Source organism: Duganella sp. CT11-25, assembly GCF_047302815.1.
GTDB lineage: Bacteria > Pseudomonadota > Gammaproteobacteria > Burkholderiales > Burkholderiaceae_D > Rugamonas.
Window position 1 is genome coordinate 4,549,264 of sequence record NZ_JBKBFD010000001.1, and the last position, 26,458, is coordinate 4,575,721.

At 64.2% G+C, this 26,458-nt stretch carries 21 protein-coding genes and 1 tRNA gene; 15 read left to right on the plus strand and 7 right to left on the minus strand.

Translation table 11 applies throughout. The features are described 5' to 3' along the window. Positions 1–18 precede the first annotated feature (18 nt). Positions 19–2,064, plus strand: a complete 2,046-nt coding sequence (locus ACEN9F_RS19525) for an FAD-dependent oxidoreductase (RefSeq protein WP_413422448.1) — start codon at positions 19–21, stop codon at positions 2,062–2,064. Between the two features lie 2 nt (positions 2,065–2,066). On the opposite strand, the gene ybaL is transcribed toward ACEN9F_RS19525, so the two are convergent. Both ybaL and ACEN9F_RS19535 read right to left on the minus strand, forming a co-directional pair. Further along, complete coding sequence (gene ybaL / locus ACEN9F_RS19530) at positions 2,067–3,797, minus strand: YbaL family putative K(+) efflux transporter (RefSeq protein ID WP_413422450.1); 1,731 nt, start codon at positions 3,795–3,797, stop codon at positions 2,067–2,069. Positions 3,798–3,863: 66 nt separating this feature from the next. Further along, the gene (locus ACEN9F_RS19535; RefSeq protein WP_413422452.1) at positions 3,864–5,276 is read right to left on the minus strand and encodes a PLP-dependent aminotransferase family protein; all 1,413 of its coding nucleotides are present in this window, start codon (positions 5,274–5,276) and stop codon (positions 3,864–3,866) included. An 82-nt stretch (positions 5,277–5,358) separates the two neighbouring features. Here ACEN9F_RS19535 and ACEN9F_RS19540 point away from each other — a divergent pair, with 82 nt between their 5' ends. Both ACEN9F_RS19540 and ACEN9F_RS19545 read left to right on the plus strand, forming a co-directional pair. Next, positions 5,359–5,814, plus strand: a complete 456-nt coding sequence (locus ACEN9F_RS19540) for a GNAT family N-acetyltransferase (protein ID WP_413422454.1) — start codon at positions 5,359–5,361, stop codon at positions 5,812–5,814. Continuing rightward, complete coding sequence (locus ACEN9F_RS19545) at positions 5,811–6,422, plus strand: FMN-dependent NADH-azoreductase (protein WP_413422456.1); 612 nt, start codon at positions 5,811–5,813, stop codon at positions 6,420–6,422. The genes ACEN9F_RS19540 and ACEN9F_RS19545 overlap by 4 nt, the downstream gene beginning before the upstream one ends. Here the strand turns inward: ACEN9F_RS19545 and ACEN9F_RS19550 are convergent. Further along, positions 6,419–7,540 (minus strand): beta-ketoacyl-ACP synthase III, encoded by a 1,122-nt coding sequence (locus tag ACEN9F_RS19550; RefSeq protein WP_413422458.1) that lies wholly within the window; start codon positions 7,538–7,540, stop codon positions 6,419–6,421. The two genes, ACEN9F_RS19545 and ACEN9F_RS19550, sit on opposite strands and share 4 nt — an antisense overlap. Positions 7,541–7,679: 139 nt before the next feature. After that, positions 7,680–9,125 (minus strand): S41 family peptidase, encoded by a 1,446-nt coding sequence (locus ACEN9F_RS19555; protein ID WP_413422460.1) that lies wholly within the window; start codon positions 9,123–9,125, stop codon positions 7,680–7,682. Between the two features lie 354 nt (positions 9,126–9,479). Here ACEN9F_RS19555 and ACEN9F_RS19560 point away from each other — a divergent pair, with 354 nt between their 5' ends. The 4 genes from ACEN9F_RS19560 (at position 9,480) to ACEN9F_RS19575 (ending at position 16,493) form a co-directional block, all read left to right on the plus strand. Further along, entirely contained in the window at positions 9,480–10,085 is a 606-nt protein-coding gene (locus ACEN9F_RS19560; RefSeq protein ID WP_413422462.1) for a hypothetical protein, read from the plus strand. A gap of 159 nt (positions 10,086–10,244) precedes the next feature. Beyond that, a complete protein-coding gene (locus ACEN9F_RS19565; RefSeq protein WP_413427111.1) occupies positions 10,245–12,236 on the plus strand; it encodes a M13 family metallopeptidase in 1,992 nt (663 codons plus the stop codon). Between the two features lie 112 nt (positions 12,237–12,348). Next, a complete protein-coding gene (locus ACEN9F_RS19570) occupies positions 12,349–14,349 on the plus strand; it encodes a M13 family metallopeptidase (protein ID WP_413427113.1) in 2,001 nt (666 codons plus the stop codon). Between the two features lie 47 nt (positions 14,350–14,396). Then, positions 14,397–16,493 (plus strand): M13 family metallopeptidase, encoded by a 2,097-nt coding sequence (locus ACEN9F_RS19575; protein ID WP_413422463.1) that lies wholly within the window; start codon positions 14,397–14,399, stop codon positions 16,491–16,493. Positions 16,494–16,531: 38 nt separating this feature from the next. Here ACEN9F_RS19575 and ACEN9F_RS19580 read toward each other — a convergent pair whose 3' ends face one another. Together ACEN9F_RS19580 and ACEN9F_RS19585 are read right to left on the minus strand one after the other, a co-directional pair. Continuing rightward, positions 16,532–16,978 carry a PIN domain-containing protein gene (locus ACEN9F_RS19580; protein ID WP_413422465.1) on the minus strand — a complete coding sequence of 149 codons (447 nt, stop codon included), beginning with the start codon at positions 16,976–16,978 and terminating at the stop codon, positions 16,532–16,534. A 115-nt stretch (positions 16,979–17,093) separates the two neighbouring features. Beyond that, positions 17,094–17,303, minus strand: a complete 210-nt coding sequence (locus ACEN9F_RS19585) for a hypothetical protein (RefSeq protein ID WP_413422467.1) — start codon at positions 17,301–17,303, stop codon at positions 17,094–17,096. A 129-nt stretch (positions 17,304–17,432) separates the two neighbouring features. Between ACEN9F_RS19585 and ACEN9F_RS19590 the strand changes: the two genes are divergently transcribed. The 6 genes from ACEN9F_RS19590 (at position 17,433) to ACEN9F_RS19615 (ending at position 23,912) form a co-directional block, all read left to right on the plus strand. After that, a complete protein-coding gene (locus ACEN9F_RS19590) occupies positions 17,433–17,990 on the plus strand; it encodes a hypothetical protein (protein WP_413422469.1) in 558 nt (185 codons plus the stop codon). Positions 17,991–18,152: 162 nt separating this feature from the next. Next, on the plus strand, positions 18,153–19,127 hold the full coding sequence (locus ACEN9F_RS19595; RefSeq protein WP_413422471.1) for an ABC transporter substrate-binding protein: 975 nt from the start codon (positions 18,153–18,155) through the stop codon (positions 19,125–19,127). Between the two features lie 28 nt (positions 19,128–19,155). Then, positions 19,156–19,977, plus strand: coding sequence for an ABC transporter permease (locus ACEN9F_RS19600; RefSeq protein ID WP_413422473.1), 822 nt, complete (start codon positions 19,156–19,158; stop codon positions 19,975–19,977). Position 19,978: 1 nt separating this feature from the next. Continuing rightward, a complete protein-coding gene (locus tag ACEN9F_RS19605) occupies positions 19,979–20,776 on the plus strand; it encodes an ABC transporter ATP-binding protein (RefSeq protein ID WP_413422475.1) in 798 nt (265 codons plus the stop codon). Positions 20,777–20,809: 33 nt separating this feature from the next. Beyond that, positions 20,810–22,585: a sensor histidine kinase gene (locus ACEN9F_RS19610; RefSeq protein ID WP_413422477.1), complete on the plus strand. Its 1,776-nt coding sequence runs from the start codon at positions 20,810–20,812 to the stop codon at positions 22,583–22,585. A gap of 1 nt (position 22,586) precedes the next feature. After that, complete coding sequence (locus ACEN9F_RS19615; RefSeq protein WP_413422479.1) at positions 22,587–23,912, plus strand: sigma-54-dependent transcriptional regulator; 1,326 nt, start codon at positions 22,587–22,589, stop codon at positions 23,910–23,912. 73 nt (positions 23,913–23,985) lie between these two features. Here the strand turns inward: ACEN9F_RS19615 and ACEN9F_RS19620 are convergent, their stop codons facing one another. Continuing rightward, the gene (locus ACEN9F_RS19620) at positions 23,986–24,537 is read right to left on the minus strand and encodes a c-type cytochrome (protein ID WP_413422481.1); all 552 of its coding nucleotides are present in this window, start codon (positions 24,535–24,537) and stop codon (positions 23,986–23,988) included. 203 nt (positions 24,538–24,740) lie between these two features. Here ACEN9F_RS19620 and ACEN9F_RS19625 point away from each other — a divergent pair. Beyond that, positions 24,741–24,816 (plus strand) — tRNA-Arg (locus ACEN9F_RS19625). 431 nt (positions 24,817–25,247) lie between these two features. Continuing rightward, positions 25,248–26,456, plus strand: coding sequence for an efflux RND transporter periplasmic adaptor subunit (locus tag ACEN9F_RS19630; protein WP_413422482.1), 1,209 nt, complete (start codon positions 25,248–25,250; stop codon positions 26,454–26,456). Positions 26,457–26,458 lie beyond the last annotated feature (2 nt).

The following is a 26,458-nucleotide window of genomic DNA, read 5'->3' on the forward strand; positions in this document are numbered from 1 at the left end:
CTGACTCTAAAAACCATAATGACAACTTCACCATACCCACACCTGCTGGCCCCACTCGATCTTGGCTTCACGACGCTGCGCAACCGCGTCGTCATGGGATCCATGCACACCGGTCTTGAGGACCGCTTCTACAATTACGGCAAACTCGCCGCATTCTATCGTGAACGCGCGCGCGGAGGCGTGGGTTTGATTGTCACCGGCGGTATCTCTCCCAACCGCTCGGGATGGCTGCTCCCCTTTGGAGGTACGCTCAACTTCAAGGGCGACGTGCTCAATCACCGCCGCGTCACCAGCGCCGTGCATGAAGAGGGCGGCAAGATCCTGATGCAGATCCTGCACTCGGGCCGCTATGGTTACCAGCCCTTCGTGGTGTCGGCGTCGGAGAAGAAATCGCCGATCTCGCCGTTCAAGCCGCGCGCGCTGACCGAGGCCGGCATCGAGGCGACCATCCGCGACTACGCGCGCTGCGCGAAGCTGGCGCGTGACGCCGGCTACGACGGCATCGAGGTGATGGGCAGCGAAGGCTACCTGCTCAACCAGTTCCTGTGCGCGCGCACCAACCTGCGCACCGACCGCTGGGGCGGCAGCATCGAGAACCGCATGCGCCTGCCGGTGGAGATCATCAAGCGCATCCGCGCGGAAGTGGGCAGCGATTTCATTATCATGTACCGCCACTCGCTGCTGGACCTGGTCGATGGCGGCAATACCTGGGAAGACGTGGTGGCCGTGGCCAAGGCACTGCAGCAGGCCGGCGTATCGATCCTGAATACCGGCTACGGCTGGCATGAAGCGCGGGTGCCGACCATCGTCACCTCGGTGCCGCGCGGCGCCTTCGCCAGCCTGGCGGGACGCCTGCGTCTGGAAGTGACGATACCGGTGGTGGCGTCCAACCGCATCAACATGCCGGCCGAAGCGGAAGGCATTTTGCAGCGCGGCGACGCCGACATGATCTCGATGGCGCGGCCGTTCCTGGCCGATTCGCATTTCGTGGTCAAGGCCGCGCAAGGCCGTGCCGACGAGATCAACACCTGCATCGGCTGCAACCAGGCCTGCCTGGATCACACTTTCTCCAACAAGCGCGCCAGCTGCCTGGTGAATCCGCGCGCCTGCCATGAGACGGAGCTGGTCTACAAGCCGGCCGTCAAGCCGCGCCGCGTGGCGGTGGTGGGTGCCGGCCCGGCCGGGTTGTCGGCGGCGACGGTGGCGGCGGAATGCGGCCACGATGTGACGCTGTTCGATTCCAGCGACAGCGTCGGCGGCCAGTTCAAGATCGCCATGCAGATCCCGGGCAAGGAAGAATTCGCCGAGACCATCCGCTACTTCCGCCGCCAGCTGGAACTGACCGGCGTGAAGCTCAGGCTGGGCGTGCGCGTGACGCGCGAGCAGCTGATCGCGGAAGGCTATGACGACGTCATCGTCGCCACCGGCATCAAGGTGCGCAAGCCGCCGATCGACGGCATCGATCATCCGAAAGTGCTGTCGTATATCGACGTCCTGCAGAACAAGGCGCCGGTGGGCAAGCGCGTGGCCATCATCGGCGCCGGCGGCATCGGCTTCGACGTCGGCGAATTCCTGCTGCACGATCCCAAGCATCCGCTGCCGCTGGCGCTGGATGTCTGGGCCAAGGAGTGGGGCGTGAGCATGAAGGGCGATACGCCGGGCGGCCTGGTGCCGGCGTCGGATCCGGAACCGGTGCGCCAGCTGTATCTGCTGCAGCGCAAGACCTCCAAGCTGGGCGCCGGCTTGGGCAAGACTTCGGGCTGGGTGCACCGCGCGGTATTGGCGCGCAACGGCGTGGTGATGCTGGCCGGCGTACAGTACGACCGCATCGACGACCAGGGCCTGCACATCACCGTCGGCGGCGAGCAGCGCTTGCTGTCGGTGGATAACGTGGTGGTCTGCGCGGGCCAGGACAGCCTGACGGAGTTGATGCCGTCGGAAGAGGAAGTGAAAGCGCATGCCCGGTGGCCGCGCTTCCACAAGATCGGCGGCGCCGCGCTGGCGGCGGAACTGGACGCCAAGCGCGCCATCAAGGAAGGCGCGGAGCTGGCGGTCAGCCTGTAGCGCTAGTGCGCGTGCTGGCTTTTGTCCTTGCCGACATTGGCCAGCACGTATTCCGTCATGCCCTTGGCCAGCTCCTGCTCGCCCATGAAGATCTGGCCGGCGCGCTCCGAGCGCAGCAGCTCGGCTTCCGCATCGCTGTGCGTGCGCACCACGGTTTTGATGTTCGGATTGAGCGCGCGCGCGGTCTCGATCATCGCCCGCACGTGGAAGGTGTCCGGCGTCGCGATCACCAGCATGCTGGCGTGCGCGATGTGCGCCTGGATCAGCACCGCCGGCTCGCCCGCATTGCCGGCCACAGCATGCACGCCATCCTTGCGCAGCTGGTCGACCACTTCGCGGTTCTGTTCCGCCACCACGAACGGGATGCCGTGTTTCGTCAGTACCTCGGCGATGCGGCGGCCCACGCGGCCGTAACCGACCAGCACCACTTGCCCCCTCAGGTGCTCATGCGGCACCGACATCGGCAGTTCCGCCAGCGGATCGGCCGGGCGCTCGAACCTGGCCGCCAGCGACTGGTTCTTGCCGAACCAGCGCTCCAGCGGGGCGGTGACCTTGAACACCACCGGGTTGAGCGCGATCGAGATGATCGCGCCGGCCAGTATCAGGCTTTGGCCTTCGGCCGGCATCAGGCCGAGCGACAATCCCAGCGCCGCCAGGATGAATGAAAACTCGCCGATCTGCGCCAGGCTGGCCGACACCATCAGCGCCGTCTTGGCCGGGTAGCGCAGCACCAGCACCAGCAGGAAGGCCGCGACCGATTTTCCGACCACGATAATCGCCACCACGGCCAGCAGCTTGAGCGGCTGCTCGACGATGATGGCCGGCTCGAACAGCATGCCCACCGAGACGAAGAACAGCACTGCGAACGCGTCGCGCAGCGGCAGCGATTCCTCGGCGGCGCGGTGCGCCAGTTCGGATTCGCGCAGCACCATGCCGGCAAAGAAGGAACCCAGCGCGAACGACACGCCGAAGTAGTGGGTGGAAGCGTAGGCGATGCCGACGGCGGCGGCGATCACGCACAGCGTGAACAGCTCACGCGAGCCGGTGCGCGCCACCTGCCACAGGATCCACGGGAACAGCTTGCGGCCGACCACCAGCATCAGCGCGATGAAGGCGCCGACCTGGCCCAGCGTGATGGCCAGCGTGGCCCACAGGTTGACGTCGCCGGCGGCGACCGGCGCGCCGTGGCTGTCGACGGCCACGCCGCCCAGCGAACCGGCCAGCGCCGGCAGCAGCACCAGCACCAGCACGGTGACCAGGTCTTCGACCACCAGCCAGCCGACCGCGATGCGGCCGTTGAAGCTATCGAGTATCCCGCGCTCTTCCAGCGCCCGCAGCAGCACCACCGTGCTGGCCACGGACAGCGCCAGGCCGAATACCAGCCCGCCGCCGATGCTCCAGCCCCAGAAGTGGGCCAGCGCCATGCCGAGCGCCGTGGCGACGGCGATCTGCAGGATGGCGCCGGGCAGCGCGACTTTGCGCACCTGCCATAGATCGTCAAGCGAGAAGTGCAGGCCGACGCCGAACATCATCAGCATCACGCCGATTTCCGCCAGCTGGCCGGCCAGCGCCGTATCGGCCACAAAGCCCGGCGTTGCAGGTCCGATGATGATGCCCGCAGCGAGATAGCCCACCAGCGCCGGTAGTTTGAGGCGCGTTGCAAGATAGCCGAACAGGAGGCCGAAGCCCAGTGCGGCGGCGATAGTGGTGATCAGGCTGATATTGTGGGGCATGCGTGCGGGGCTCCTGAGAAGGGTGGTGGAGGAGCCTTAGCGTAGCACACTCGCGCGCGGGCAGGCTTAGAGCAAGCTGAGGATGCGCCGGCCCAGTTCGCGCGCCTGCTCCGGCGTGCCGATATTGGTAAAGCTCAGCAGCAGCCCGGACGCCGCATCCGGCAGCACCGTGAAAGCCGACAGCGCATGCGCGGCCATGCCGTCCTGCTGCATGCGCGCGGCCAGCGCCCGGTCGGTGTGGCGGCCCTCCATGCGCAGCACCATGTGCATGCCGCCGGGCTGCGGATCGATGTGGAAGTGCCGGCCCAGCACGTCGGTCAGGGCGTCGGCGGCGATCCGCCTGCGTTCGGCGTACAGGCGCCGCATGCGCTGGATGTGGCGCGCGAAATGGCCCTCGTTCATGAAATCGCTGACGATGTGCTGCATCAGCGTCGGGCCGCTGCCGGCGAAGGTCTGGCTGATGTATTCGAAGCGCTCGACCTGCGCCTCCGGCACCACCAGGTAGGCCAGCCGCGCCGCCGGCATCAGCACCTTGCTGAAGGTGCCGGCATACAGCACGCGGCCATCGCGGTCCAGGCTTTGCAGCGCCGGCAGCGGGCGGCTGACGTAGCGGTATTCGCCGTCGTAGTCGTCCTCGACGATCCAGGCCTTGGCCTGCGCCGCCCACTCCAGCAGCGCCAGGCGGCGCGGCAGCGACAGCGAGACGCACAGCGGGCTTTGATGCGCGGGCGTGACCACGGCGGCGCGGGCGCCGGGCGCGCTGGCGATGCCGTGCGAGACCACCAGGCCGTCGGCATCGACCGCCACCGGCACCGTCTTCATGCCGGCTTCCGTCAGCAGCGCGCCGGTGGGCGGATAGCCGGGATCCTCGACCCACACGCCGTCGCCCGGCTGGAGCAGGGCGCGGGTGATCAGCTCCATCGTGTTGCGGTAGCCGCTGGTGACGAACACCTGCGACGGCGCGCAGCTGATCCCGCGCGACAGCTGCAGGTAGGTGGCGATGGCGGTGCGCAGCTCGGGCACGCCGCCGTAGGGCGGGTAGACCATGTCCTCGGCCTGGGTGGCGCGCACGGCGCGCGCCGCCAGCCGCGCCCAGACCTTGCGCGGGAAGGCGTCCAGCGCCGGCAGCCCCATTTGGAACGGGCGGCTGGACGAGGTGGGCGAGCCGGCCAGCGCGCGCACCGGGTCCGGCTGCGGCGCAACCGTAGCCACCGCAGCATGCGTCACCAGCGCCGGCGTGACGATGGTGCCGGCCTGGCCGCGCGTCTCGACGTAGCCTTCGGCCGTCAGCAGCGCATAGGCCGATTCCACCGTGCCGCGCGCCAGGCCCAGTTCCAGCGCCAGCGCGCGGGCGGCGGGAATGCGGGCGCCGGGCCGCAGCAGGCCCTCCGCGATCGCATTGCGGAACCGGGTGTAGATCTGGCGGTACAGCGGCTCGGCGGCGCCGGCGTCGAGCTGGAGGAAATCGGGTTTGGTCATTATGGCCTGCTCTGGATGTCATTTTATGGCTCTATGGATTATGCCATCACTGTCCTACGATGGCGTTTTGAAAGGACCGACCATGAACGACAAACTGCACGGCACCGCCTTGCGCGATGTGCAAACCGCAGAGCAGCTGCGCGCCTGCTACCCGGTGATGAAGGAGCTGCGTCCGCATCTGGACAGCGAAGACGATTTTGTGGCGCAAGTGACGCGCCAGCGCGAGCAGGGCTACCGCATCCTGGCCGCATGGGAGCATGGCGAGGTGGTGGCGCTGGCCGGCTACCGGCTGCAGGAGAGCCTGGTGTACGGGAAGTTCCTGTATGTCGACGACCTGGTCTCCGGCGAGAAGCACCGCAGCCGGCGCTGGGGGGCGCAGCTGCTGGAGCGCCTGAGCGGCTATGCGGAACAGGCGGATTGCGTCAAGCTGGTGCTGGATACCGGCCTGACGAACGGGCTGGCGCAGCGTTTCTACTTCCGCGAGGGCCTGCTGCCGGGCGCCCTGCGGTTCGGTAAACTGCTCAAGGAAGCGGCATGAAGATTTTGCACATCACCACCAGCCCGCGCGGCGGCGGCTCGGTCAGCCACCAACTGTCGCGGCGCGTAATCGAGCGGCTGCTGGCGCAGCATCCGGCGGCGCAGGTCATGTCGCGCGATTTGTCGGCGGAACCGCTGCCGCACGTGGACGGCCAGTATGCCAGCGCCCTGGGCCGCTCGGCCGGCGGTGCGCCGCAGGCGCAGGGCCTGTCGTCGCTGGCGTGGTCGGATTTGCTGATCGCCGAGCTGCGGCAGGCCGATTACGTGGTGATCGGCACGCCCATGCACAACTTCACAGTGCCGTCGGTGCTGAAGGCGTGGATCGACCACGTGGTGCGGATCGGCGTCACCTTCGACGCCACGCCGGAAGGCAAGATCGGCACCTTGGCCGACCGGCCGGTGGTTGTCGCCGTCAGCTCCGGCGGCTACCGCAACGGCGAGCGCGCCCGCCAGCCCGACTTCCTCGAACCCTACCTGCGCGCCATCCTCGCCACGATCGGCCTGAAGAACCTCCGCTTCCTGTCGGTGCAGCCCACCGCCGCCGGCCCGGACGCAACAACGGCCGCATACGCGGCCGTCGAGCGGGAGCTAGGCGCGCACTTCGCCTAGATGCGGCGCACCACCACGCAGCCGATCGAATAGCCGGCGCCGAAGGAGCAGATCACGCCCAGCTGGCCGGCGGCCAGGTCGGCGGAATGCTTGTGGAAGGCGATGATCGAGCCGGCCGACGAGGTGTTGGCGTATTCGTCCAGGATCACCGGCGCTTCGCCCGGCTCGGCGTCGCGGCCCAGCACCATGCGGCTGATCAGCAGGTTCATGTTCAGGTTGGCCTGGTGCAGCCAGTAGCGGCTGACCTGTGGCACTTCCAGGCCGGCGCCGGCGATGGTGGTCTTGATCATTTCGGCGGCCATCGGGCACACGTCCTTGAACACCTTGCGGCCCTGCTGGCGGAACAGCTTGTCCGGCTGGCCGACGCCCGCTTCGTCGAAGCGGTTGAGGAAACCGAAGTTGTTGCGGATGTTGTTGGAGAAGCTGGTCTTCAGCTTGGTCTCCAGGATTTCCCAGCGGTGCGAACCCTTGGCCGTGTCGGCCGCTTCGATGATCATCGCGGTGCAGGCGTCGCCGAAGATGAAGTGGCTGTCGCGGTCGCGCCAGTTCAGGTGGCCGCTGGTGATTTCAGGATTGAGCACCAGCACCGCGCGCGCCTGGCCGCTTTGCACCGCCGCCACCGCCTGCTGGATGCCGAAGGTGGCCGACGAGCAGGCCACGTTCATGTCGAAGCCGTAGCCCTCGATGCCCAGCGCGTCTTGCACCTCGACCGCCATCGCCGGGTAGCCGCGCTGCATGTTGGAGCAGGCCACCAGCACCATGTCGATATCGGCGGCCGTGCGGCCGGCGCGGTCCATCGCCTGCCGGGCGGCGGCGACGCAGATTTCCGCCTGCAGCGACAACTCCTCGTCGGCGCGCTCGGGGATGCGCGACACCATGCGCTGCGGATCGAGGATGCCGGTTTTTTCCATCACGTAGCGCGACTTGATGCCGGAAGCTTTTTCGATGAAGGCCACGCTCGACATTTCCAGCGCCGTGACAGTGCCTTCCGCGATGGCGGCGGCGTGGTCGGCGTTGAACTGTTCGGCGTAGGCGTTGAAGCACTCGACCAGCTCTTCGTTGGAGATCGATTGCGTCGGCGTATAGAGGCCGGTACCGCTGATGACGGCTTGTTTCATGATTAAACTTTCAAATTAAGCAATGGCTGGCGCCAGTAATGAGGCAAATTCTACACAATGCGTACACGTTAGGCGAAAATAAAGCGCGAAATAGAAGCGGCGCCCTAGGGCGCCGCTGTGTCCGCTACAAAAAATAGAGTTATTTCTTGGCCAAATCCTTCTTCAGGGCCGCATCCACCTGCACCACCGTGGTTTCCGGCTTGGCCAGCTGGACCGGCAAGCCCTTCAGGTGGTTCAGCGCCTGCGACAGCTGGAAGTCCTCGGTGCTGCCGTATTCCAGCGGCTTGCGTTTCTTTTCCAGCGCCACGATGCGCAGCTGCTCTTCCAGCTCGTCGCGCTTGCTCTTGGCGCCTTCCTGGTCGCGGTCGTTGGACAGGTGCTTGTCCAGGTCGGCCTCGCGGGTGCGCAGCGCGTTCAGGCCGTCGCCGTCGGCGTTTTCATCCACCGGCACGTCCGGCGTGATGCCCTTGGCCTGGATCGAGCGGCCGTTCGGTGTGTAGTAGCGCGCCGTGGTCAGCTTGACGGCGGTGTCGGCCGTCAGCTGGCGGATGGTCTGCACCGAGCCCTTGCCGAAGGTTTGCGAGCCGATGATGTCGGCGCGCTTGTAGTCCTGCAGCGCGCCGGCGACGATTTCCGAGGCCGAGGCGGAACCGGTATTGACCAGCACCACCATCTTGACCTGCTTGACGGCGGACGGCAGCTTGGCCAGCGCGTCGCTCTCGTTGCGCAGCGCATAGTATTCGGGACGGCCGTAGAAGATCTGCTTCTGGTCCGGCAGCTGGCCGTTGGTCGAGACGATGGCCGCATCCTTGGGCAGGAAGGCGGCGGCGACGCCGATCGCGCCCTGCAGCACGCCGCCCGGGTCGTTGCGCAGGTCCAGCACCAGGCCCTTGATGTTCGGGTCCTGCTTGTACAGTTCGACAATCTTGGCGGCCATGTCATCGACGGTCGGCTCCTGGAACTGCGAGATGCGCAGCCAGGCGTAGCCCGGCTCGATCAGCTTGCCCTTGACGCTCTTCTGGTGGATTTCCTCGCGCGTGATGTTGAACACCAGCGGCTCGGCCTCGCCCTTGCGCAGCACCGTCAGGCTGACCTTGCTGTGCGGCTCGCCGCGCATTTTCTTGACCGATTCGTCCAGCGTCATGCCCTTGACCGGCGTGCTGTCGAGGCGGCTGATCAGGTCGCCCGCCTTGATGCCGGCGCGCCAGGCCGGCGAGTCTTCGATCGGCGCCACGATCTTGATGTAGCCGTCCTCGCTCTGGCCGATCTCGATGCCGAGGCCGACGAACTTGCCCTGCGAACCCTCGCGCAGCTCGGCGTAGGCTTTCTTGTCCAGGTAGGCGGAATGCGGGTCGAGCGAGGCCACCATGCCGGAAATGGCTTCCGTCAGCAGCTTCTTGTCTTCGACCGGTTCGACGTAGTCGGACTTGATCAGGCCGAACACGTCGGCCAGCTGGCGCAGCTCTTCCAGCGGCAGCGGCGGGTCCACCGGTTTTTGCGCCATGGCGGAAAACTGCAGGGAGACAGCGATGCCGGCGACGACGCCGAGTCCGATCAATCCGGAATTCTTTAGTTTCTTGCCCATGTTTCACCTGTCGAAGCGATATTCCAATAGCCGCTGCGGCCCCGCAGCATGCATGAGTTGAGTATAAACCTGATTTCCGGCAAACGTAGTAGCCGTCACGAAATGATTTATACCTTTACGAGGTTTTACAACGCTCGCCGTTGACTTTTAAAGCGCACCAGAGCCCGCTTGGTGAAAGGCCAAGTTTGCTGTTTTGTATGCAGTGTATCCCTCACGTTCACGTCAGTAAGTAATTGTAAGAAGTTCTGTAACGGCCGATTTCGCGTCCTAAACTGAACTCGTATTTCTCTCTACCCTGAAGTGGTTTTTTGCCTGCGCCCCAAGCGCAGGCTTTTTTTTATCTATGGAGCATACATGCGATTTTTGTCACTTCCTTCTTCGTCCGCCTTGCGCCGCGTCAGCGCCGCGCTGGCCCTGTCGGCGCTATTGGCGCCGGCGTTTGCGCTGCCGGTGATGGAGATGCGCGCCGAAGACTTTCTGCCGATGGCGGCGGAGTTGAAAAAATCGCTGAACCTGAACGCCAACCAGCAAACGCTGTGGCAGCAGGTCGAGAGCAAGACCCGCACCGTGCTGCGCGACCGCAAAGCCCGCCGCGACCGCCTGCAGGCCGCCACCCAGGCCGGCACGCAGGGCGCCAATGTCGAACTGCGCGACCTGGCCAAGGCCGTTGACGAAGAAACCACCGCCAGCGCCAATGAGGAGAAGCTGCTGCGCGAATGGTGGCTGACCGTCAACGATGCCTTGAGCGAAAGCCAGCGCCAGATCGTCGTCAACCTGGTCAGCGAACAGCTGCTGCGCGTGCCGGACAACGGCGGCAGCGCGCGCCCCGAACGCAAGGAAGAGGGCGGCGGCGAGCACCGCGGCGGCAAGGGGGGCCGGGGCGGCATGGGCGGCGGCGCGGGCGGCATCGGCGTGGGCGCCGGCGGCGCCAGCATCAACCTGCCGGGCGGCGGCGGCTAAGTTGTGTATCGTAAAGTAAAAATTTAGTCTCAGGCCAGTTTGCGGGCAGGGCTGACGGTAGAATATTTGCGCGAGATCCGCGCCTATAACGAAACCAGGTTCTAACCCAAAGGACATGCCTTGAAACGTATTCTGCTGACCACACTGGCCCTGAGCCTGATGACCGCCTATGCCGGCGCCGCCGACACCGCGCCCGTTTCCGGCATCGACGTCAACTACATCGACGCCAGCGTGCGTCCGCAGGATGATTTCTTTGTCCACCTGAACGGCGGCTGGCTGAAGAACACCGAGATCCCGGCCGAAAAATCCAGCTGGGGCACCTTCGCCAAGCTGCGCGACGACGTGCTGCCTGAACTGCGCGGCATCATCGAGGCGGCCGAAGCCGACAAGACCCGCAAGGCCGGCAGCGACGCCCAGAAAATCGGCGACCTGTACGCCAGCTTCATGGACGAGCAAAAGCTGGAATCGCTGGGCATCAAGCCGCTGACCGGCGAACTCAACGCCATCCGCGCGATCAAGGACAAGAAGGGCTTCCCGCTGCTGGTGGCGCGCTTGTCGAAGATCGGCGTCGCCACGCCGTACAGCGTGTCGGTGCGCCAGGATGCGCGCGAATCGACCAGGTACGCGGTGTATATCGGCCAGAGCGGCCTGGGCCTGCCGGACCGCGACTACTACCTGAAAAAAGACGACGCCAAGATGGCCGCCGCGCTGGCCAAGTACGAAGCACACATCACCAGGATCCTGACCTTGGCCGGCGACAAGAACCCGGGCGGCAACGCCAAGGCCATCGTCGCGCTGGAAACCGCGCTGGCCGAGGCGCAATGGACCAAGGTGCAGAACCGCGACCCGGTCAAGCGCTACAACAAGACCCCGATCGGCAAGCTGTCCGAGCTGGCGCCGGGCTACGACTGGGGCCACGCGCTGGCCGCCGCCGGCATCGCCAACAAGGCCGACTACGTCATCGTCAACCAGCCGAGCTACCTGACCGGCTTCAACGCCGCGCTGGACAAGACCGACCTGACGACCTGGAAAGCCTATTTCGAATGGCAGCTGCTGCGCAGCGCCTCGCCGTATCTGTCGAAGGCGTTTGCCGACGCCCATTTCGATTTCTACAGCACCGTGCTGACCGGCGTGGCCGTCAAGCCGCCACGCTGGAAGCAGGCGGTGGCGCTGGAAGAGCGCTCGCTGGGCGAAGTGCTGGGCAAGCTGTACGTGGCGCAGTACTTCCCGCCCGAGCGCAAGGCGCGCATGGACGAGCTGGTCAAGAACGTGCTGGCCTCGTACAAGACCAGCATCGACAACCTCGACTGGATGAGCCCGGAAACCAAGAAGGAAGCGCAAGCCAAGCTGGCCAAGTTCACGCCGAAGATCGGCTATCCGAACAAATGGCGCGACTACTCGGCGCTGGCCATCCTCAAGGGCGACCTGGTCGGCAACGTGCTGCGCGCCGAGAGCTACGCGCACCAGCGCATGATCAACAAGCTGGGCAAGCCGATCGACCGCGAAGAGTGGGGCATGACGCCGCAGACCATCAACGCCTACTACAACTCGACGATGAACGAGATCGTGTTCCCGGCCGCGATCCTGCAGCCGCCGTTCTTTGACGCCAAGGCCGACGACGCCGTCAACTACGGCGCCATCGGCGCCGTGATCGGCCACGAAATCAGCCACGGCTTCGACGACGGCGGCAGCCAGTCCGACGGCGACGGCAACCTGCGCGACTGGTGGACCAAGCAGGACCGCGCCAACTTCAAGACCAAGACCGACGCGCTGGTCAAGCAATACAACGGCTACAGCCCGCTGCCGGGCTACCACGTCAACGGCGAGCTGACCCTGGGCGAGAACATCGCCGACAACAGCGGCGCGGCGATCGCCTACAAGGCCTACAAGCTGTCGCTGGGCGGCAAGGAAGCGCCGGTGATCGACGGCCTGACGGGCGACCAGCGCTTCTTCATGGGCTGGGGCCAGGTATGGCGCAGCAAGACGCGCGACGAACAGCAGATCCTGCTGATCAAGACCGACCCGCATTCGCCGGGCCAGTTCCGCACCAACGGCACGCTGGGCAACCAGCCGGGCTTCTACGACGCCTTCGGCGTCAAGCCGGGCGACAGGATGTATGTTGCGCCGGAACAGCGCGTCATCATCTGGTAAGCGTTTAATTTTCATAAAAAGGCCACCCTGTGTGGCCTTTTTGCTATTGTTCTGAGACTTGGCTATACAAATCGGAGAGATAGACTTGAAAGCACATCTGTTAAGCGCGCTGATGCTGGCGCTGCTGGCCTCGGCCGGCGTCCAGGCCGAGACAAAAAACCCGGGCGTGGACCTGGCCAATATCGACGCCAGCGTGCGTCCGCAGGACGACTTCTTCGTCAACCTGAACGGCAAGTGGCTGGCCAATACCGAGATCCCGTCGGACAAGTCCAGCTGGGGCTCGTTTGAAAAACTGGACGACGACACCAAGCCGCAGCTGCGCGCCATCATCGAAGCGGCCGCCGCCAACCCGAACAAGGCGGCCGGCACCGACGCCCAGCGCATCGGCGACTTCTTCGCCAGCTACATGGACGAGGCCAAGCTGGAAGAACTGCGCCTGACACCACTGAAGGCCGAGCTGGACCGCGTTGCGGCGCTGCAGGACAAGCAAGAGATCCCGGCGCTGATCGCCCACTTCAACCGCTACGGCGTGACCACGCCCTACGCCTTCGGCATCCACCAGGACAACAAGGATTCGACCAGGTATGTGGCCGACCTGGTGCAGGACGGCCTGAGCCTGCCGGACCGCGACTACTACCTGAGGAAGACCGACAAGAAGATGGCCGACACGCTGGCCAAGTACCAGCGGCACGTCGCCAGCATGCTGACGCTGGCCGGCAATGCCAACGCCGCGGCGGACGCCAAGGCCATCGTCGCGCTGGAAACCGAGATCGCGAAAATCCAGTGGACCAAGGTGCAGTTGCGCGATCCGCTCAAGGCTTACAACAAGGTGCCGCTGGACCGGTTGTCCAAGCTGGCGCCCGGCTACGACTGGGGCACCTGGCTGCGGGACACCGGCATCGCCGGCAAGGTCGACTACGTCATCGTCAGCCAGCCGAGCTTCATCACCGGCGTCGACAAGCTGCTGGCCAGGACGCCGCTGGCGACCTGGAAGGCTTACTTCCAGTGGCAGCTGATCCATGCCAACGCGGCCTACCTGAACCAGGACTTCGCGCTGGAAAACTTCGCCTTCTACAGCACCGTGCTCAGCGGCATCAAGGAACAGCAGCCGCGCTGGAAGCGCGCGGTCAACGCCACCGACGGCGCGCTGGGCGAGAGCCTGGGCAAGCTGTACGTCGAGCAGCACTTCCCGGCCGAGCGCAAGGCGCGCATGGAAGCGCTGGTCAAGAACCTGCTGGAAGCGTTCAAGCAAAGCATCGACACGCTGGACTGGATGAGCCCGGAAACCAAGTTGCAGGCGCAAGCCAAGCTGGCCAAGTTCACCACCAAGATCGGCTATCCGGACAAGTGGCGCGACTATGCGAAGCTGGCGGTGGCGAAGGACGACCTGGTCGGCAATATCCACCGTTCGCACGCCTTCGAATACGAGAAGGAATTGAACAAGCTGGGCAAGCCGATCGACCGTGACGAATGGGGCATGACGCCGCAAACCGTCAACGCCTATTACAACCCGGAGCTGAACGAGATCGTGTTCCCGGCCGCGATTTTGCAACCGCCGTTCTTTGACGCCAACGCCGACGACGCGGCCAACTACGGCGGCATCGGCGCCGTGATCGGCCACGAGATCAGCCACGGCTTCGACGACCAGGGCGCGCAGTACGACGGCGACGGCAACCTGCGCGACTGGTGGACCAAGGCCGACCACAAGAACTTCGCGGCCAAGACCAGGATGCTGGTCAAGCAGTACAACGGCTATAGCCCGGTCAAGGGCTACTTCGTCAACGGCGAGCTGACCCTGGGCGAGAACATCGCCGACAACAGCGGCGCGGCGATCGCCTACAAGGCCTACCGGATCTCGCTGGGCGGCCGGCCGGCGCCGGTGATCGACGGCCTGACCGGCGAGCAGCGCTTCTACATGGGTTTTGGCCAGGTCTGGCGCAGCAAGATCCGCGAAGCGCAGCAAATCGTCGCCCTGAAAACCGATCCGCATTCGCCGGACCAGTTCCGCGCCAACGGCACGGTGCGCAACCAGCCTGGCTACTACCAGGCTTTCGGCGTCAAGCCGGGCGACAAGATGTATCTGGCGCCCAAAGACCGCGTCATCATGTGGTGACGCTGTGATATAAAGCGATATGGTCCAATTGAGCGATTGGGCCTTTCATGTTTTTCTCATTAAGAAGGATAAACCTCGTGAAACGTCATCTGTTAAGTGCATTGACCCTGAGCCTGATCGCGGGCTTTGCCGGCGCCGCCGACAACACCAAAAGTGTCGCCCCGGCCAGCGCAAAAGTAGCAAGCAGCAAGCTGGCATCCGGCATTGCCGTCGAATACGTCGACCCTGCGGTACGCGCCCAGGACGACCTGTTTACCCACATGAACGGCAAATGGCTGGCCACCACGGAAATCCCGGCCGACAAAGCCAGCTGGGGCAGCTTCGCAAAACTGCGCGACGACATCCAGCCGCAACTGCGCGCCATCATCGAAGGCGCCGCCTCGAACAAGGCCGGCGGTCCGGAAGCCCAGCGCATCGGCGACTTCTACGCCAGCTTCATGGATGAAGCCAGGCTGGAACAACTGGGCCTGACCCCGCTGAACGCGGAACTGGCCAGGATCGCCGCCATCAGCGACAAGAAACAACTGCCGGCGCTGATCTCGCACTTCAACCAGATCGGCGTGAGCGCGCCGTACAACTACGGCATCCACCAGGACAACAAGGATTCGACCAAATACGTGGCCGACCTGTACCAGGACGGCCTGGGCCTGCCCGACCGCGACTACTACCTGAAAGCCGACGACGCCAAGCTGGCCGACGCGCTGGCCAAGTATGAGCTGCACGTCGCCAAGATGCTGACCCTGGCGGGAGACGCCAAGGCCGCCGCCACCGCGAAAGCCATCGTCGCCTTCGAAACGGAACTGGCCAAGCTGCAGTGGACCAAGGTCGAACTGCGCGACCCGGTCAAGGCCTACAACAAGGTCGACATCGCCAAGCTGGGCGACGTGGCGCCGGGCTACGACTGGAACGCCTACCTGGCCGACACCGGCGTCGCGGGCAAGGTCAGCTACGTGATCGTCAGCCAGCCGAGCTACCTCAAGGGCATGACCGCGCTGCTGCAAAGCACGCCGCTGGACACCATCAAGGCTTACTTCAACTGGCAGCTGGTGCGCGCGAATGCGCCTTACCTGAGCAAGGCCTTCGTCGATGAAAACTTCGCCTTCTACGGCACCGTGCTGAGCGGCGTGACCGAGCAGCGTCCACGCTGGAAACGCGGCGTCACCGTCACCGAAGGCGCGCTGGGCGAAGCGGTCGGCAAGCTGTACGTCGAGGCGCACTTCCCGGCCGAACGCAAAGCCCGCATGGAAGCGCTGGTGAAAAACCTGCTGGCCTCGTACAAGACCAGCATCGACAAGCTGGACTGGATGAGCCCGGTCACCAAGAAGCAGGCGCAAGCCAAGCTGGCCAAGTTCACCACCAAGATCGGCTATCCGAACAAGTGGCGCGACTACGCCAAGCTGACCGTCAGCAAGGACGACCTGGTTGGCAACGTGATCCGCTCGCGCCAGTTCGACTACAACAAGGAATTGAACAAGCTGGGCAAGCCGATCGACCGCGAAGAGTGGGGCATGACGCCGCAGACCATCAACGCCTACTACAACCCGGAAATGAACGAGATCGTGTTCCCGGCGGCGATCCTGCAGGCGCCGTTCTTCAACGCCGACGCGGATGACGCGGTCAACTACGGCGCCATCGGCGGCGTGATCGGCCACGAAATCAGCCACGGCTTCGACGACCAGGGCGCCCAGTACGACGGCGACGGCAACTTGCGCGACTGGTGGACCGCCGCGGACCACAAGAACTTCGCGGCCAAGACCAAGATGCTGGTCGAGCAGTACAACCAGTTCAGCCCGCTGCCCGGTTACCACGTCAACGGCGAGCTGACCCTGGGCGAGAACATCGCCGACAACAGCGGCGTCGCCATCGCGTACAAGGCCTACAAGCTGTCGCTGAAGGGCAAGAAAGCGCCGGTGATCGACGGCTTGACGGGCGACCAGCGCTTCTACATGGGCTTCGCGCAAGTGTGGCGCATGAAGATGCGTGAAGCGCAGCAGATCGTGCAGATCAAGACCGACCCGCACTCGCCGGGCCAGTTCCGCGCCAACGGCACCATGCGCAACCAGCCGGGCTTCTACGACGCCTTCGGCGTCAAGCCGGGCGACAAGATGTATCTGGCGCCTAAAGACCGCGTCATCATGTGGTAACCAGCTAGGAAGGGGCCGCAGCGATGCGGCCTTTTTTGCTAGATGAGGTCGATTTTTTTCTGCAAAAATCGACTGAACAGGGGCAGCCCCTGTCGCTCGTATGTCGCTATTAGTTGATGTGCCGTCTTGGGCGGATTTTTTAATCGCTGCCGCAGCGCGCTGATGGAGTTCAGCGTGCCAATCGCATCGTAAGCATATCGGGATACCAAAAAGTCGTCTGGGTGCCATACATCGACACCAGGAACAGAGGCAAAGTCTTTGATATTAAATGTGACAATGGCGTCTGATTGACTGGCGACCGCAGCTGCAAGAACATGACGGTCGCCGGGATCCGGTAGCGTCATCGAGTCAATCAGGTGTTCAAAATTCTCGATCAAGCTGTCTTCAATCGCCTCGTTCATCAGCACCGCAGTGCGGGCCAGCGCTTCAGGCTGAAGATCGGGCCTGCGCAGCAGAAGGTTATGGATCCATTCATCTTGGATCATGCGGGTCCAACGTGCTTGATAGATGCCGGCGGAGGCCAGGCTGAGCAGCAGATCGCGTAGTGGAGCGGGGTAAGCACGTAGGCGTCCAGCACCGCTACATATCGATTCGTTGCCATCAATACCCCATATTCAGCTCCTGAGCTTGATCCACGAGTTTCTGGAGCGCTTGCTGAGAGATTTTTTGCCGCTCTTCCTTGTACATGGTCAGACTATCGAGCGTTAGCCGACGCTGCTCCAGCAGATGTAGAAGATACCGGGGCGTGACATTTAAATAGCGCGCTGCCTGCGCAAGTTTCACTTCGTCTTCCAATAGCGTACTCGACATGATGATTCTCCTGTTCGCAGGCCCTTCAATCTAGAGCGGTCTTTCAAAACGGCGTTGACTTAGATCAGCATCAGGCTATTCCTATTTCAGAGTAAACTACGGGCTTCGAATTTCAAGAAGCCCAATTCCATGCGCCTGCGTTATCCCGCACTCCTCGTTTTGCCGCTGCTGCTGAGCGCCTGCGGCGACTCGTACACGCCCGCCAACCTGTACCTGGCGGCCACGCCCGAATGCAAGGCCTGGCAGGAGGGCTCGCGCTTCGACCTGCCGCGCGGAATCAGCGTCTCCACCACGCCGCCGGTCACGCTGCCGGACGGCGGCGCCGAATTCACCTTCGTCTACATCGTGCCGCGCGGCGAGCGCGCGCTGTTCCAGACCCGCGACTACAACGTCGCCGCGCCCAAGGGGCCGGTGCTGGCCAAGGCCGAGCTGGTGTCGTTCTACCAGCGCACCACCACCTCGCGCCCGGAAATCGTCGAAGAAATCCCCAAGGTGCCCGACATGCTGATCGCCGGCGCCACCGGCGACGAGACCATCTGGCGCGTGCGCCTGCGCGTCAAGGACAAGCTGCCGGAACGTTTCGACGTCACGCCGCCGGCGTTCGAGATCGCGCTGAAGAAGTACCCGATGCGCACCTTCACCTACCGCTACTTCCCCGAACGCAAGGCCTTCGGCCTGTGCAGCTGAGCGGAAATCCGCATAAGCGCGTTCCCGCGCATGCGGACTTCCGCCTGATTCCGCCTGATCGGAATTTCGCGATTCCTTAAGAATCAATGACTTGACCCGTGCCAGAAGCTTGGCACGGAAGCTGCAATGTCTCCGGTAACTACAACCACAAAGGAGACACGCATGTCCAAGTTCCGTCTGTTATCGCTGACCGCCGCCATCGCCCTGGCCGCCGCCTCGGGCGCGCAGGCCCAGGAAGTGGTCCGCCTCGGCAACCTCAAATTCGCCCACTACGGCGCCGTTTCGTACATCAAGGAAATCGCGCCGAAGTGCGGCATCAAGGTCGAGGAGCACGTCTTCGCCAAGGGGCCGGATGTCATGCAGGCCATCCTGGCCGGCGAGCTGGACGTTGGCGCCACCGCGTCCGAAGCGGCGATTTCCGGCCGCGCCAACGGCGCGCCGATCTACGTCGTGGCCGGCTTCGCCAAGGGCGGCGCCCGGCTGGTCGCCCGTCCCGACGGCAACATCAAGTCGATCAAGGATTTGAAAGGCAAGAAAGTCGGCGTCACGCGCGGCGGCATTCATGAAGTGCTGCTGATCGCCGAACTGGCGCAGGCCGGCCTGACTTCGTCCGACCAGCCGGGCAAGGACGTGCAGCTGGTGTTCCTGGCGTTCGCCGATCTGAACCAGGCACTGATGGGCAAGAATATCGACGCCATCATGCAAAGCGAACCGCAGTCGTCGCAGGCGATCAACAAGGGCTTCGGCGTCGAGGTGATGAAGCCGTACGACACGCCGATCGGCGCACCGGTCCGCACCATGGTGATGAGCGAGAAGTTCTACAAGGAGCGCCGCGCCACGGCCGCCAAGTTCATGACCTGCTTTGTGCAGGCGACCAAGCTGTTCATCGACAACCAGGCCGTGGCCGAGAAATACGTGCGCGAAGTGCTGTTCAAAAACCAGATCACCAAGGACGATTTCGAGGACGCCATCAGCAACTCGCCGTACACCTACGACATCACTACCGAGCACATCCAGGTCACCACCGATGTCATGGCCAAGCACGGTACCGGCAAGATGCGCACGCCGCCGGTGGCCAGGGACTGGGTCAAGACCGACCTGCTGGAAGCGGCCAAGAAGAGCCTGAGCATTCAGTAACCGCGTTCAATAAACGGAGACACGCATCATGAACAAGCAAAACTGGCGGGAAACCGCCTCGGGCGCCGTCGTGCCCATCATCATTGTCGCGCTGTGGCAAGCCAGCGCCATGCTCGGCTGGGTCAACCCGCAGGTGCTGCCGTCGCCGGTGGCGGTGGTGCAGAAGTGGTTTGAATACCTGCTGCCGCTGACCGCCTACGACCCGGCCGCCGGTTCGTGGCTGAGCTGGGCGATGTCCGGCGAGCTGCTGGGCGATACCCTGGGCAGCATGTACCGCGTGGTGGTCGGCTTCGCGATCGGCGCCGGCCTGGCGTTGCCGCTGGGGCTGCTGATGGGATCGAGCAAGCGCATCTACGCATGGTTCAATCCGCTGATGCAGGTGCTGCGCCCGATCCCGCCGATCGCCTACATTCCGCTGGCCATCCTGTGGTTCGGCCTGGGCAATGCGCCGGCCTTGTTCCTGATCGCGCTGGGCGCCTTCTTCCCGGTGTTGGTCAACACCATCGCCGGCGTGCGCCAGGTCGACGGCATCTATATCCGCGCCGCGCGCAACCTCGGCGTCAGCCAGCACACGATGTTTGTGCGCGTCATGCTGCCGGCCGCGGTGCCGTACATCCTGTCCGGTGTGCGGATCGGCATCGGCACCGCTTTCATCGTCGTCATCGTTTCCGAGATGATCGCCGTCAGCAACGGCCTCGGCTTCCGCATCCTGGAGGCGCGCGAATACTTCTGGTCCGACAAGATCATCGCCGGCATGATCAGCATCGGCATGCTGGGCCTGATCATCGACGTCGGCATGAACAAACTGAACAATCATTTGCTGCGCTGGCATCGCGGCCTGGAGAACTGACATGAACGCAACCCATATCCAAGTCCAAGGCGTCAACAAGGTCTTCAAGACCGCCGAGCGCGACGTCGTCGCGCTGCAGGACATCAACCTCGACATCCCGCAAGGCCAGTTCGTCTGCCTGCTGGGGCCTTCCGGCTGCGGCAAGTCGACCTTGCTGAACGCGATCGCCGGCTTCTCGCTGCCATCGTCCGGCACCATCACCGCCGACAGCAAGCTGGTGACCGGCCCCGGCCCGGAGCGCGGCATGGTGTTCCAGGAATACGCGCTGTTCCCGTGGATGACGGTGGAAAAGAACATCGCCTTCGGCCTGGAAATCAAAGGCATGGCGCAAGCGGAGATTGCCGCCAAGGTCGACCAGCTGCTGGGCATGCTGTCGTTGAGCGACTTCAAGCACCGCTTCCCGAAAGACCTGTCCGGCGGCATGCGACAGCGCGTCGCCATCGCCCGTGTGCTGGCGCTCGATTCGCCCATCATGCTGATGGACGAGCCGTTCGGCGCGCTCGACGCGCTCACCCGCCGCAACCTGCAGGACGAATTGCTGCGTATCTGGGCCGAGCTGAAAAAGACCATCATCTTCGTCACCCACAGCATCGAGGAGGCGATCTACCTGGCCGACCGCATCGTCGTGATGACCTACCGCCCCGGCACCGTCAAGCGCGACATGATGGTCGACCTGCCGCGCCTGCGCGATCCGTCCGCCAGCGAGTTCAACGCGCTCAAGCGCGAACTGGGCCAGCTGGTGATGGAAGAGCAGCAGCGCCACCACAACGACGAAATGCGCATGGCGGCGGTGGATTAAGGCGGCCTCCGCACGGTGCAGTAGAATCAGCGTATGCGCGCCAAAAACCCCCTGCTCCTGCTGTTAGCACTGCTGTGCGCGCTGGGCGTGATTGCCGGCTCTTATCTGGCGGGCACCTGGCGCGCACGCGCGGAACTGCAGCATCAGGGCCAGCGCCAGCTTCAGCTGATGGCGCCGGACCTGCAATCGCTGTTGCAGAAATATGAGACGCTGCCGTTCGTGCTGGGCTTCCAGCCGGACCTGATCGAAGCGCTGGCGCATCCGTCGCACGCGCCGGCCATCACCCGCCTCAACAGCACGCTGCAAACCATCCAGCAACAGGCCAAGGTCGGCGCGATTTATGTGATGGACCGCGACGGCCTGACCATCGGCGCCAGCAACTGGGACCAGCCGCTGGGCTTTGTCGGCAAAAATTTTTCCTACCGCCCGTACTTCGACGCCGCGCTGCACGGCAGGGCGGGGCGCTTCTACGGCATCGGCACCAGCACCAGCGAGGCCGGCTACTTCATCGCCCAGCCGGTCTACCGCAACGGCAGCGCCGGCGGCCCGGTCACCGGGGTGGTGGCGGTGAAGATCAGCCTGGCCGACTTCGAGCGCACCTGGCGCAGCAGCGACGACGCCATCGTGCTGGCCGACCGCAGCGGCGTGATCTTCCTCAGCAACCGTCCCGACTGGATCTATCGCAGCCTGCAGCCGCTGGACGCCGCCACCGAGCGGCAGCTGGCGCATACGCAGCAATACATGGGACAACGGGTCACGCCGCTGGCCGGGCACCCGGACCTGTTCGTGACGCAGGCGGTCGGCCAGTTGGGCTGGCAGCTGATGCTGTTCCCGCGCCAGACCCGGGTGTTGCGCACCGGCCTGCAATGGGCGTCGGCGGCCGCGTTGCTGCTGGCCTGCGCCGGGCTGTCCGGCTGGGCCTTGCACCAGCGCCGGCGCCGCCTGGAGGAACGCAGCGCATCGCGCGCCGCGCTGCAAAAAGCCGCTGCCGAACTGGACGACAAGATCGTCGAGCGTACGCAGCAACTGCGCACCACCAACCAGCATCTGGAAAGCAAATACGCCAAGCTGCAGGAAACCGAACACCTGCTGCGCTCCACGCAAAACGAACTGGTCCAGGCCGGCAAGCTGGCGATGCTGGGACAGATGGCCACCGGCATCACGCACGAACTGAACCAGCCGCTGGCGGCGATCCGCGCCTTTGCCGAAAACGCCCGCGTGTTCCTGGAACGCGGGCAGGGCGAGCAGGTGGCGGGCAATCTTGGCCACATCAGCGAAGCGAGCGCGCGCATGGGCGCCATCATCGGCCAGCTCAAGGGTTTCGCGCGCAAGGATGAGACGGTGGCGCCGGTCGATCTGGCGGCCTCGGTGCGGGCCTCGGCGTTTTTGCTGGAAAGCGAATTCCGCCGTCACGCCGTCAGGCTGGACATCGACGCGTCGGACGGCCTGAAGGTCACTGGCGACAGCGTGCGTATCGAGCAAGTGCTGATCAACCTGTTGCGCAACGCGCTCGATGCGGTGGAGGCGGGCGAGCGTCGCGAAGTCGCCATCCGCCTGGCGCGCGATGGCGACAGTGCGCTGGTCAGCATCAGCGACAGCGGCGCCGGCATTCCGGACCAGGTGGCCGCGCATCTGTTCGAACCGTTTTTCACCACCAAGCCGTCCGGCAAGGGACTGGGCCTGGGGCTGGCGATCTCGTCGTCCATCGTGCAGGCCATGAACGGCCAGCTGACGGCGCATAATCAAGCCGGCGGCGGCGCGCGCTTCGAGCTGCGGCTGCCATTGCAAGAAAAACCACAAGGAGCATGATGTGCAGGCGATACTGATCGAAGACGAAGCCGCGCTGCGCCTGGCCACCAGCCAGACGCTGGAATTGGGCGGCTTCAGCGTGCAGGCCTGCGCCAGCGCGGAAGAAGCGCTGGCGTTGCTGCGCGCCGATTATCCCGGCGTGGTGGTCACCGACGTGCGCCTGCCGGGCCGTTCCGGCCTGGAGTTGCTGGCGCAGGCGGCCGCGCTCGATGCCGAATTGCCGGTCATCGTCGTCACCGGCCATGGCGACGTCGACATGGCGGTGGCCGCCATGCGCGGCGGCGCCTACGATTTCATCGAGAAGCCGTTCGCCAGCGAGCGCCTGCTGGAATCGGTGCGGCGTGCGCAGGAGCGGCGCCGGCTGGTGCTGGAAAACCGCCAGCTGCGCACAGCCCGGGCCCAGCATCCGGACATGCCGGACCTGGTCGGCAGCTCGGCCGCCATCGAGCAGCTCAAAGTCATGATACGCAACGTCGCCCCGGCCGGCGTCGATGTGCTGATCAACGGCCAGACCGGCACCGGCAAGGAAGTGGTGGCGCGGCTGCTGCACGCGGCGAGCGGTCGCAAGGGCAATTTTGTGGCGATCAATTGCGGCGCCTTGCCGGAATCGGTGTTTGAGAGCGAAATCTTCGGCCATGAAGCGGGCGCCTTCACCGGCGCGCAAAAGCGCCGCATCGGCAAGCTGGAGTTCGCGCACGGCGGCACCGTGTTTCTCGATGAGATAGAAAGCATGCCGATGGCGCTGCAGGTCAAGCTGTTGCGCGTACTGCAGGAGCGGCGGCTGGAACGGCTGGGCGCGAACGAATCGGTGGCCTTGGACTGCACGATCGTCGCCGCCACCAAGGTCGATTTGCTGCAGTTGAGCGCGCAGGGACAGTTCCGTGAAGACTTGTACTACCGCATCGGCGTGGTCAGTATCGACCTGCCGCGCCTGAACGAGCGGCGCGACGATATCCCGCTGCTGCTGGCGCATTTTACCGCCGACGCCGCAGTGCGCTACCACCGCCCGCTGCCCGCGTGGAGTCCGCAGCAGATGGCGTTATGGCAGGCGGCGGAATGGCCGGGCAATGTACGTGAGTTGCGCAACTTCGCCGAACGGCTGGTGCTGGGCATTGCCGGTGCCGGCATCGGCGTTGTGCCCCCGGCGCAGGCCGGCGAGCCGCTGTCGCTGCCGCAGCAGGTCGATCATCACGAGCGCGAGTTGATCGTGCAGGCGCTGGCCGCCGTCGATGGCAACGTCGCCCTGGCTGCCGACAATCTCATGGTGCCGCGCAAGACGCTGTACGACAAGCTCAAGAAATACCAGATCGGCACCGGCCGCAAATAATGCGGATAGCGCGGACGTAAAAAAACCGACCCGGCAGGTCGGTTTTCGTGGCGACGCCGTGACCGGCGCCGTTTTACTTGGCGGCTTCCGGTGCGGCTGGCGCAGCGGCAGGAGCTGCCGGCACTTCCGGTTCCTTGAACTTGGCGCCGGCCTTGTTGGCCATGTAGACCACGGCGCGGGCCACTTCCACATCGTCCAGGTCGGGATTGCCGCCTTTGGCAGGCATGGCGCGCAGGCCTTCGATGGCGTGCTTGATGACGGTGTCGTAGCCCTGGGCGATACGTGCGCTCCAGGCGCTGGCTTCGCCGAACTTCGGCGCACCGGCAACGCCGGCGCCATGGCAGGCCGCGCAGGTCGAGGTATAGATGGCTTCGCCGGTCTGCAGCACTTTCGGTGCGTTGGCGTCTTTCAGGGTGAAACCGGCATCGGCGACTGGGGCGATACGGGCAGCGACTTCTTCTGGCGCCTGGCTGTTGGAGCCGCGGCCGGTCAGTTTGTCTGCGGTCACGTACTGGACCAGCAGGATGATACCAAGGACAGTAACTGCAAAGAAGCCGATAACTGCGGCAACGAGTTGCTTAGGCGTTCTAATGGCTGATTCGTGTTCGTTGTGTGCGTCGCTCATGATTTCCTTAACAGACAAATTTCAAGCCGGGTGGCATGCGAATTATTGATCAAGCAGCTGCCTTGTAAAACCTTCACCAAACGGGCGATTATAGACTCAAAAATGCCTGCATGGAAACGCAATGGTGCTCAAAACGACACTTTTGCGGGACGAAAGTTGATAAAAAAGGTATGCTACGGCACACCTCGGAAATTCCCCCCAGCGCGGCTGTAGCTCAGTGGATAGAGTATTGGCCTCCGAAGCCAAGGGTCGTGGGTTCGATCCCCGCCAGCCGCACCAGAATTCCTCAACGTGACTTCAAGTATGCCGACTAAGGGCTTTTCCCTCCGAAGTCCGGAGCCCACGCAATGTCACTGCTGTCAGACCGGTCTTCTCAACCAGGTCAATTAGGCGCAATTTCTTGTCCCGACGGGTTTCCTGCAGCTTGGCGCCTATCTCCAGTATTGTTTTCATAAGGATAGCTTTCTATCTTTTTCTCTTAAAAAGATAGACTACTATCTTTTTTCTGTCTTGCGCATCCATCGCCTACCTCCATTTCGTTAATGACAGGGCATGTATTTTTTGTCAGAATGAAAGTAAGTTAATTGATCCAAGTCAGTACGCCGCCTGTTCCTTTGTTTTTTCAAGTGCATTTCCCGTAGCGTTTACACCGTCTCACGCAGTTTTCCACTGTTTCCGACTTTCGTAACACCGTTCTTGAGGGGTTCACTATGGATATCCTGGCGGCGCTCGCGTCTTCACGTTCGCTGAAACTGACTTTGGTGCTGGGGGCGATCGCGGCCCTGGCCGGCTGCGGCAAGCAGGAGGAGCCCGGCGCGCATGGCGGCGGGCCGCCCGCCGTGTCGGTGGCGCCGGCCGTCAAGCGCGACGTGCAGGAGTTCGACGAATTCACCGCCCGCCTGGAGGCCCCCGACACCGTCGATATCCGCTCGCGCGTGGGCGGCACGCTGGTGCAGGTGCATTTCCGCGAAGGCCAGCTGGTGAAAAAGGGCGATCCGCTGTTCACCATCGATCCGCGTCCGTTCGCCGCCGAGGCCGCGCGGGCCGAGGCGCAGTTGGCGTCCGCCCGTACGCAGGGTGAGTTGAACAAGATCGAACTGGCGCGCGCGGAAAAACTGGTCGCCGTGCGCGGCGTCAGCCAGCAGGAGCTGGATCAGCTGCGCGCGGCGCTGGCGACCGCCCAGTCCAGCGTCAAGGCCAACGAGGCGGCGCTGGTGCAAGCCAAATTGAATCTGGAATTTACCCGCATCACGGCGCCGGTCAGCGGCCGCACCTCGCGCGCCAATGTCACGGCCGGCAACCTGGTCAACGTCGGCGATCCGATCCTGACCACCGTGGTGTCCAGCGACCGCATCTACGCCTACTTCGACGCCAGCGAAGCCCTCTATCTCAAATACATGCGCGCCGCCCGCGACGGCAGCCGCCCATCGTCGCGCGATACGCCTAACGCCGTGCGCCTCGGCCTGGCCAACGAGGACGGCTACCCGCACGAAGGCAAGATGGACTTTGTCGACAATCGCCTGAATCCCGCCACCGCCTCGATGCGCGGCCGCGCCGTGTTCGACAACAAGGAGGGACTGTACACGCCGGGCCTGTTCGCGCGCCTGCAGCTGGTCGGCAGCGGCAACTACAGCGCGACCCTGGTCTCGGACCGCGCCATCACCACCGACCAGACCCGCAAGGTGGTGCTGATCGTCGGCAAGAACAACATCGTCGAGCAGCGCGAGGTCAAGCCCGGCGCGCTGATCGACGGCATGCGCGTGGTCGGCGGCATCAATCCCGGCGAGCTGGTGATCGTCGACGGCCTGCTGCGCGCCTTCCCCGGCGCGCCCGTCACGCCGCAGGTGCTGAAGGTCGACGAGCATGGCAAGCCTATCCCGGCGCCGCCGCCGGGTGCTGCGCCTGCGGCCAAGGGCTGAGG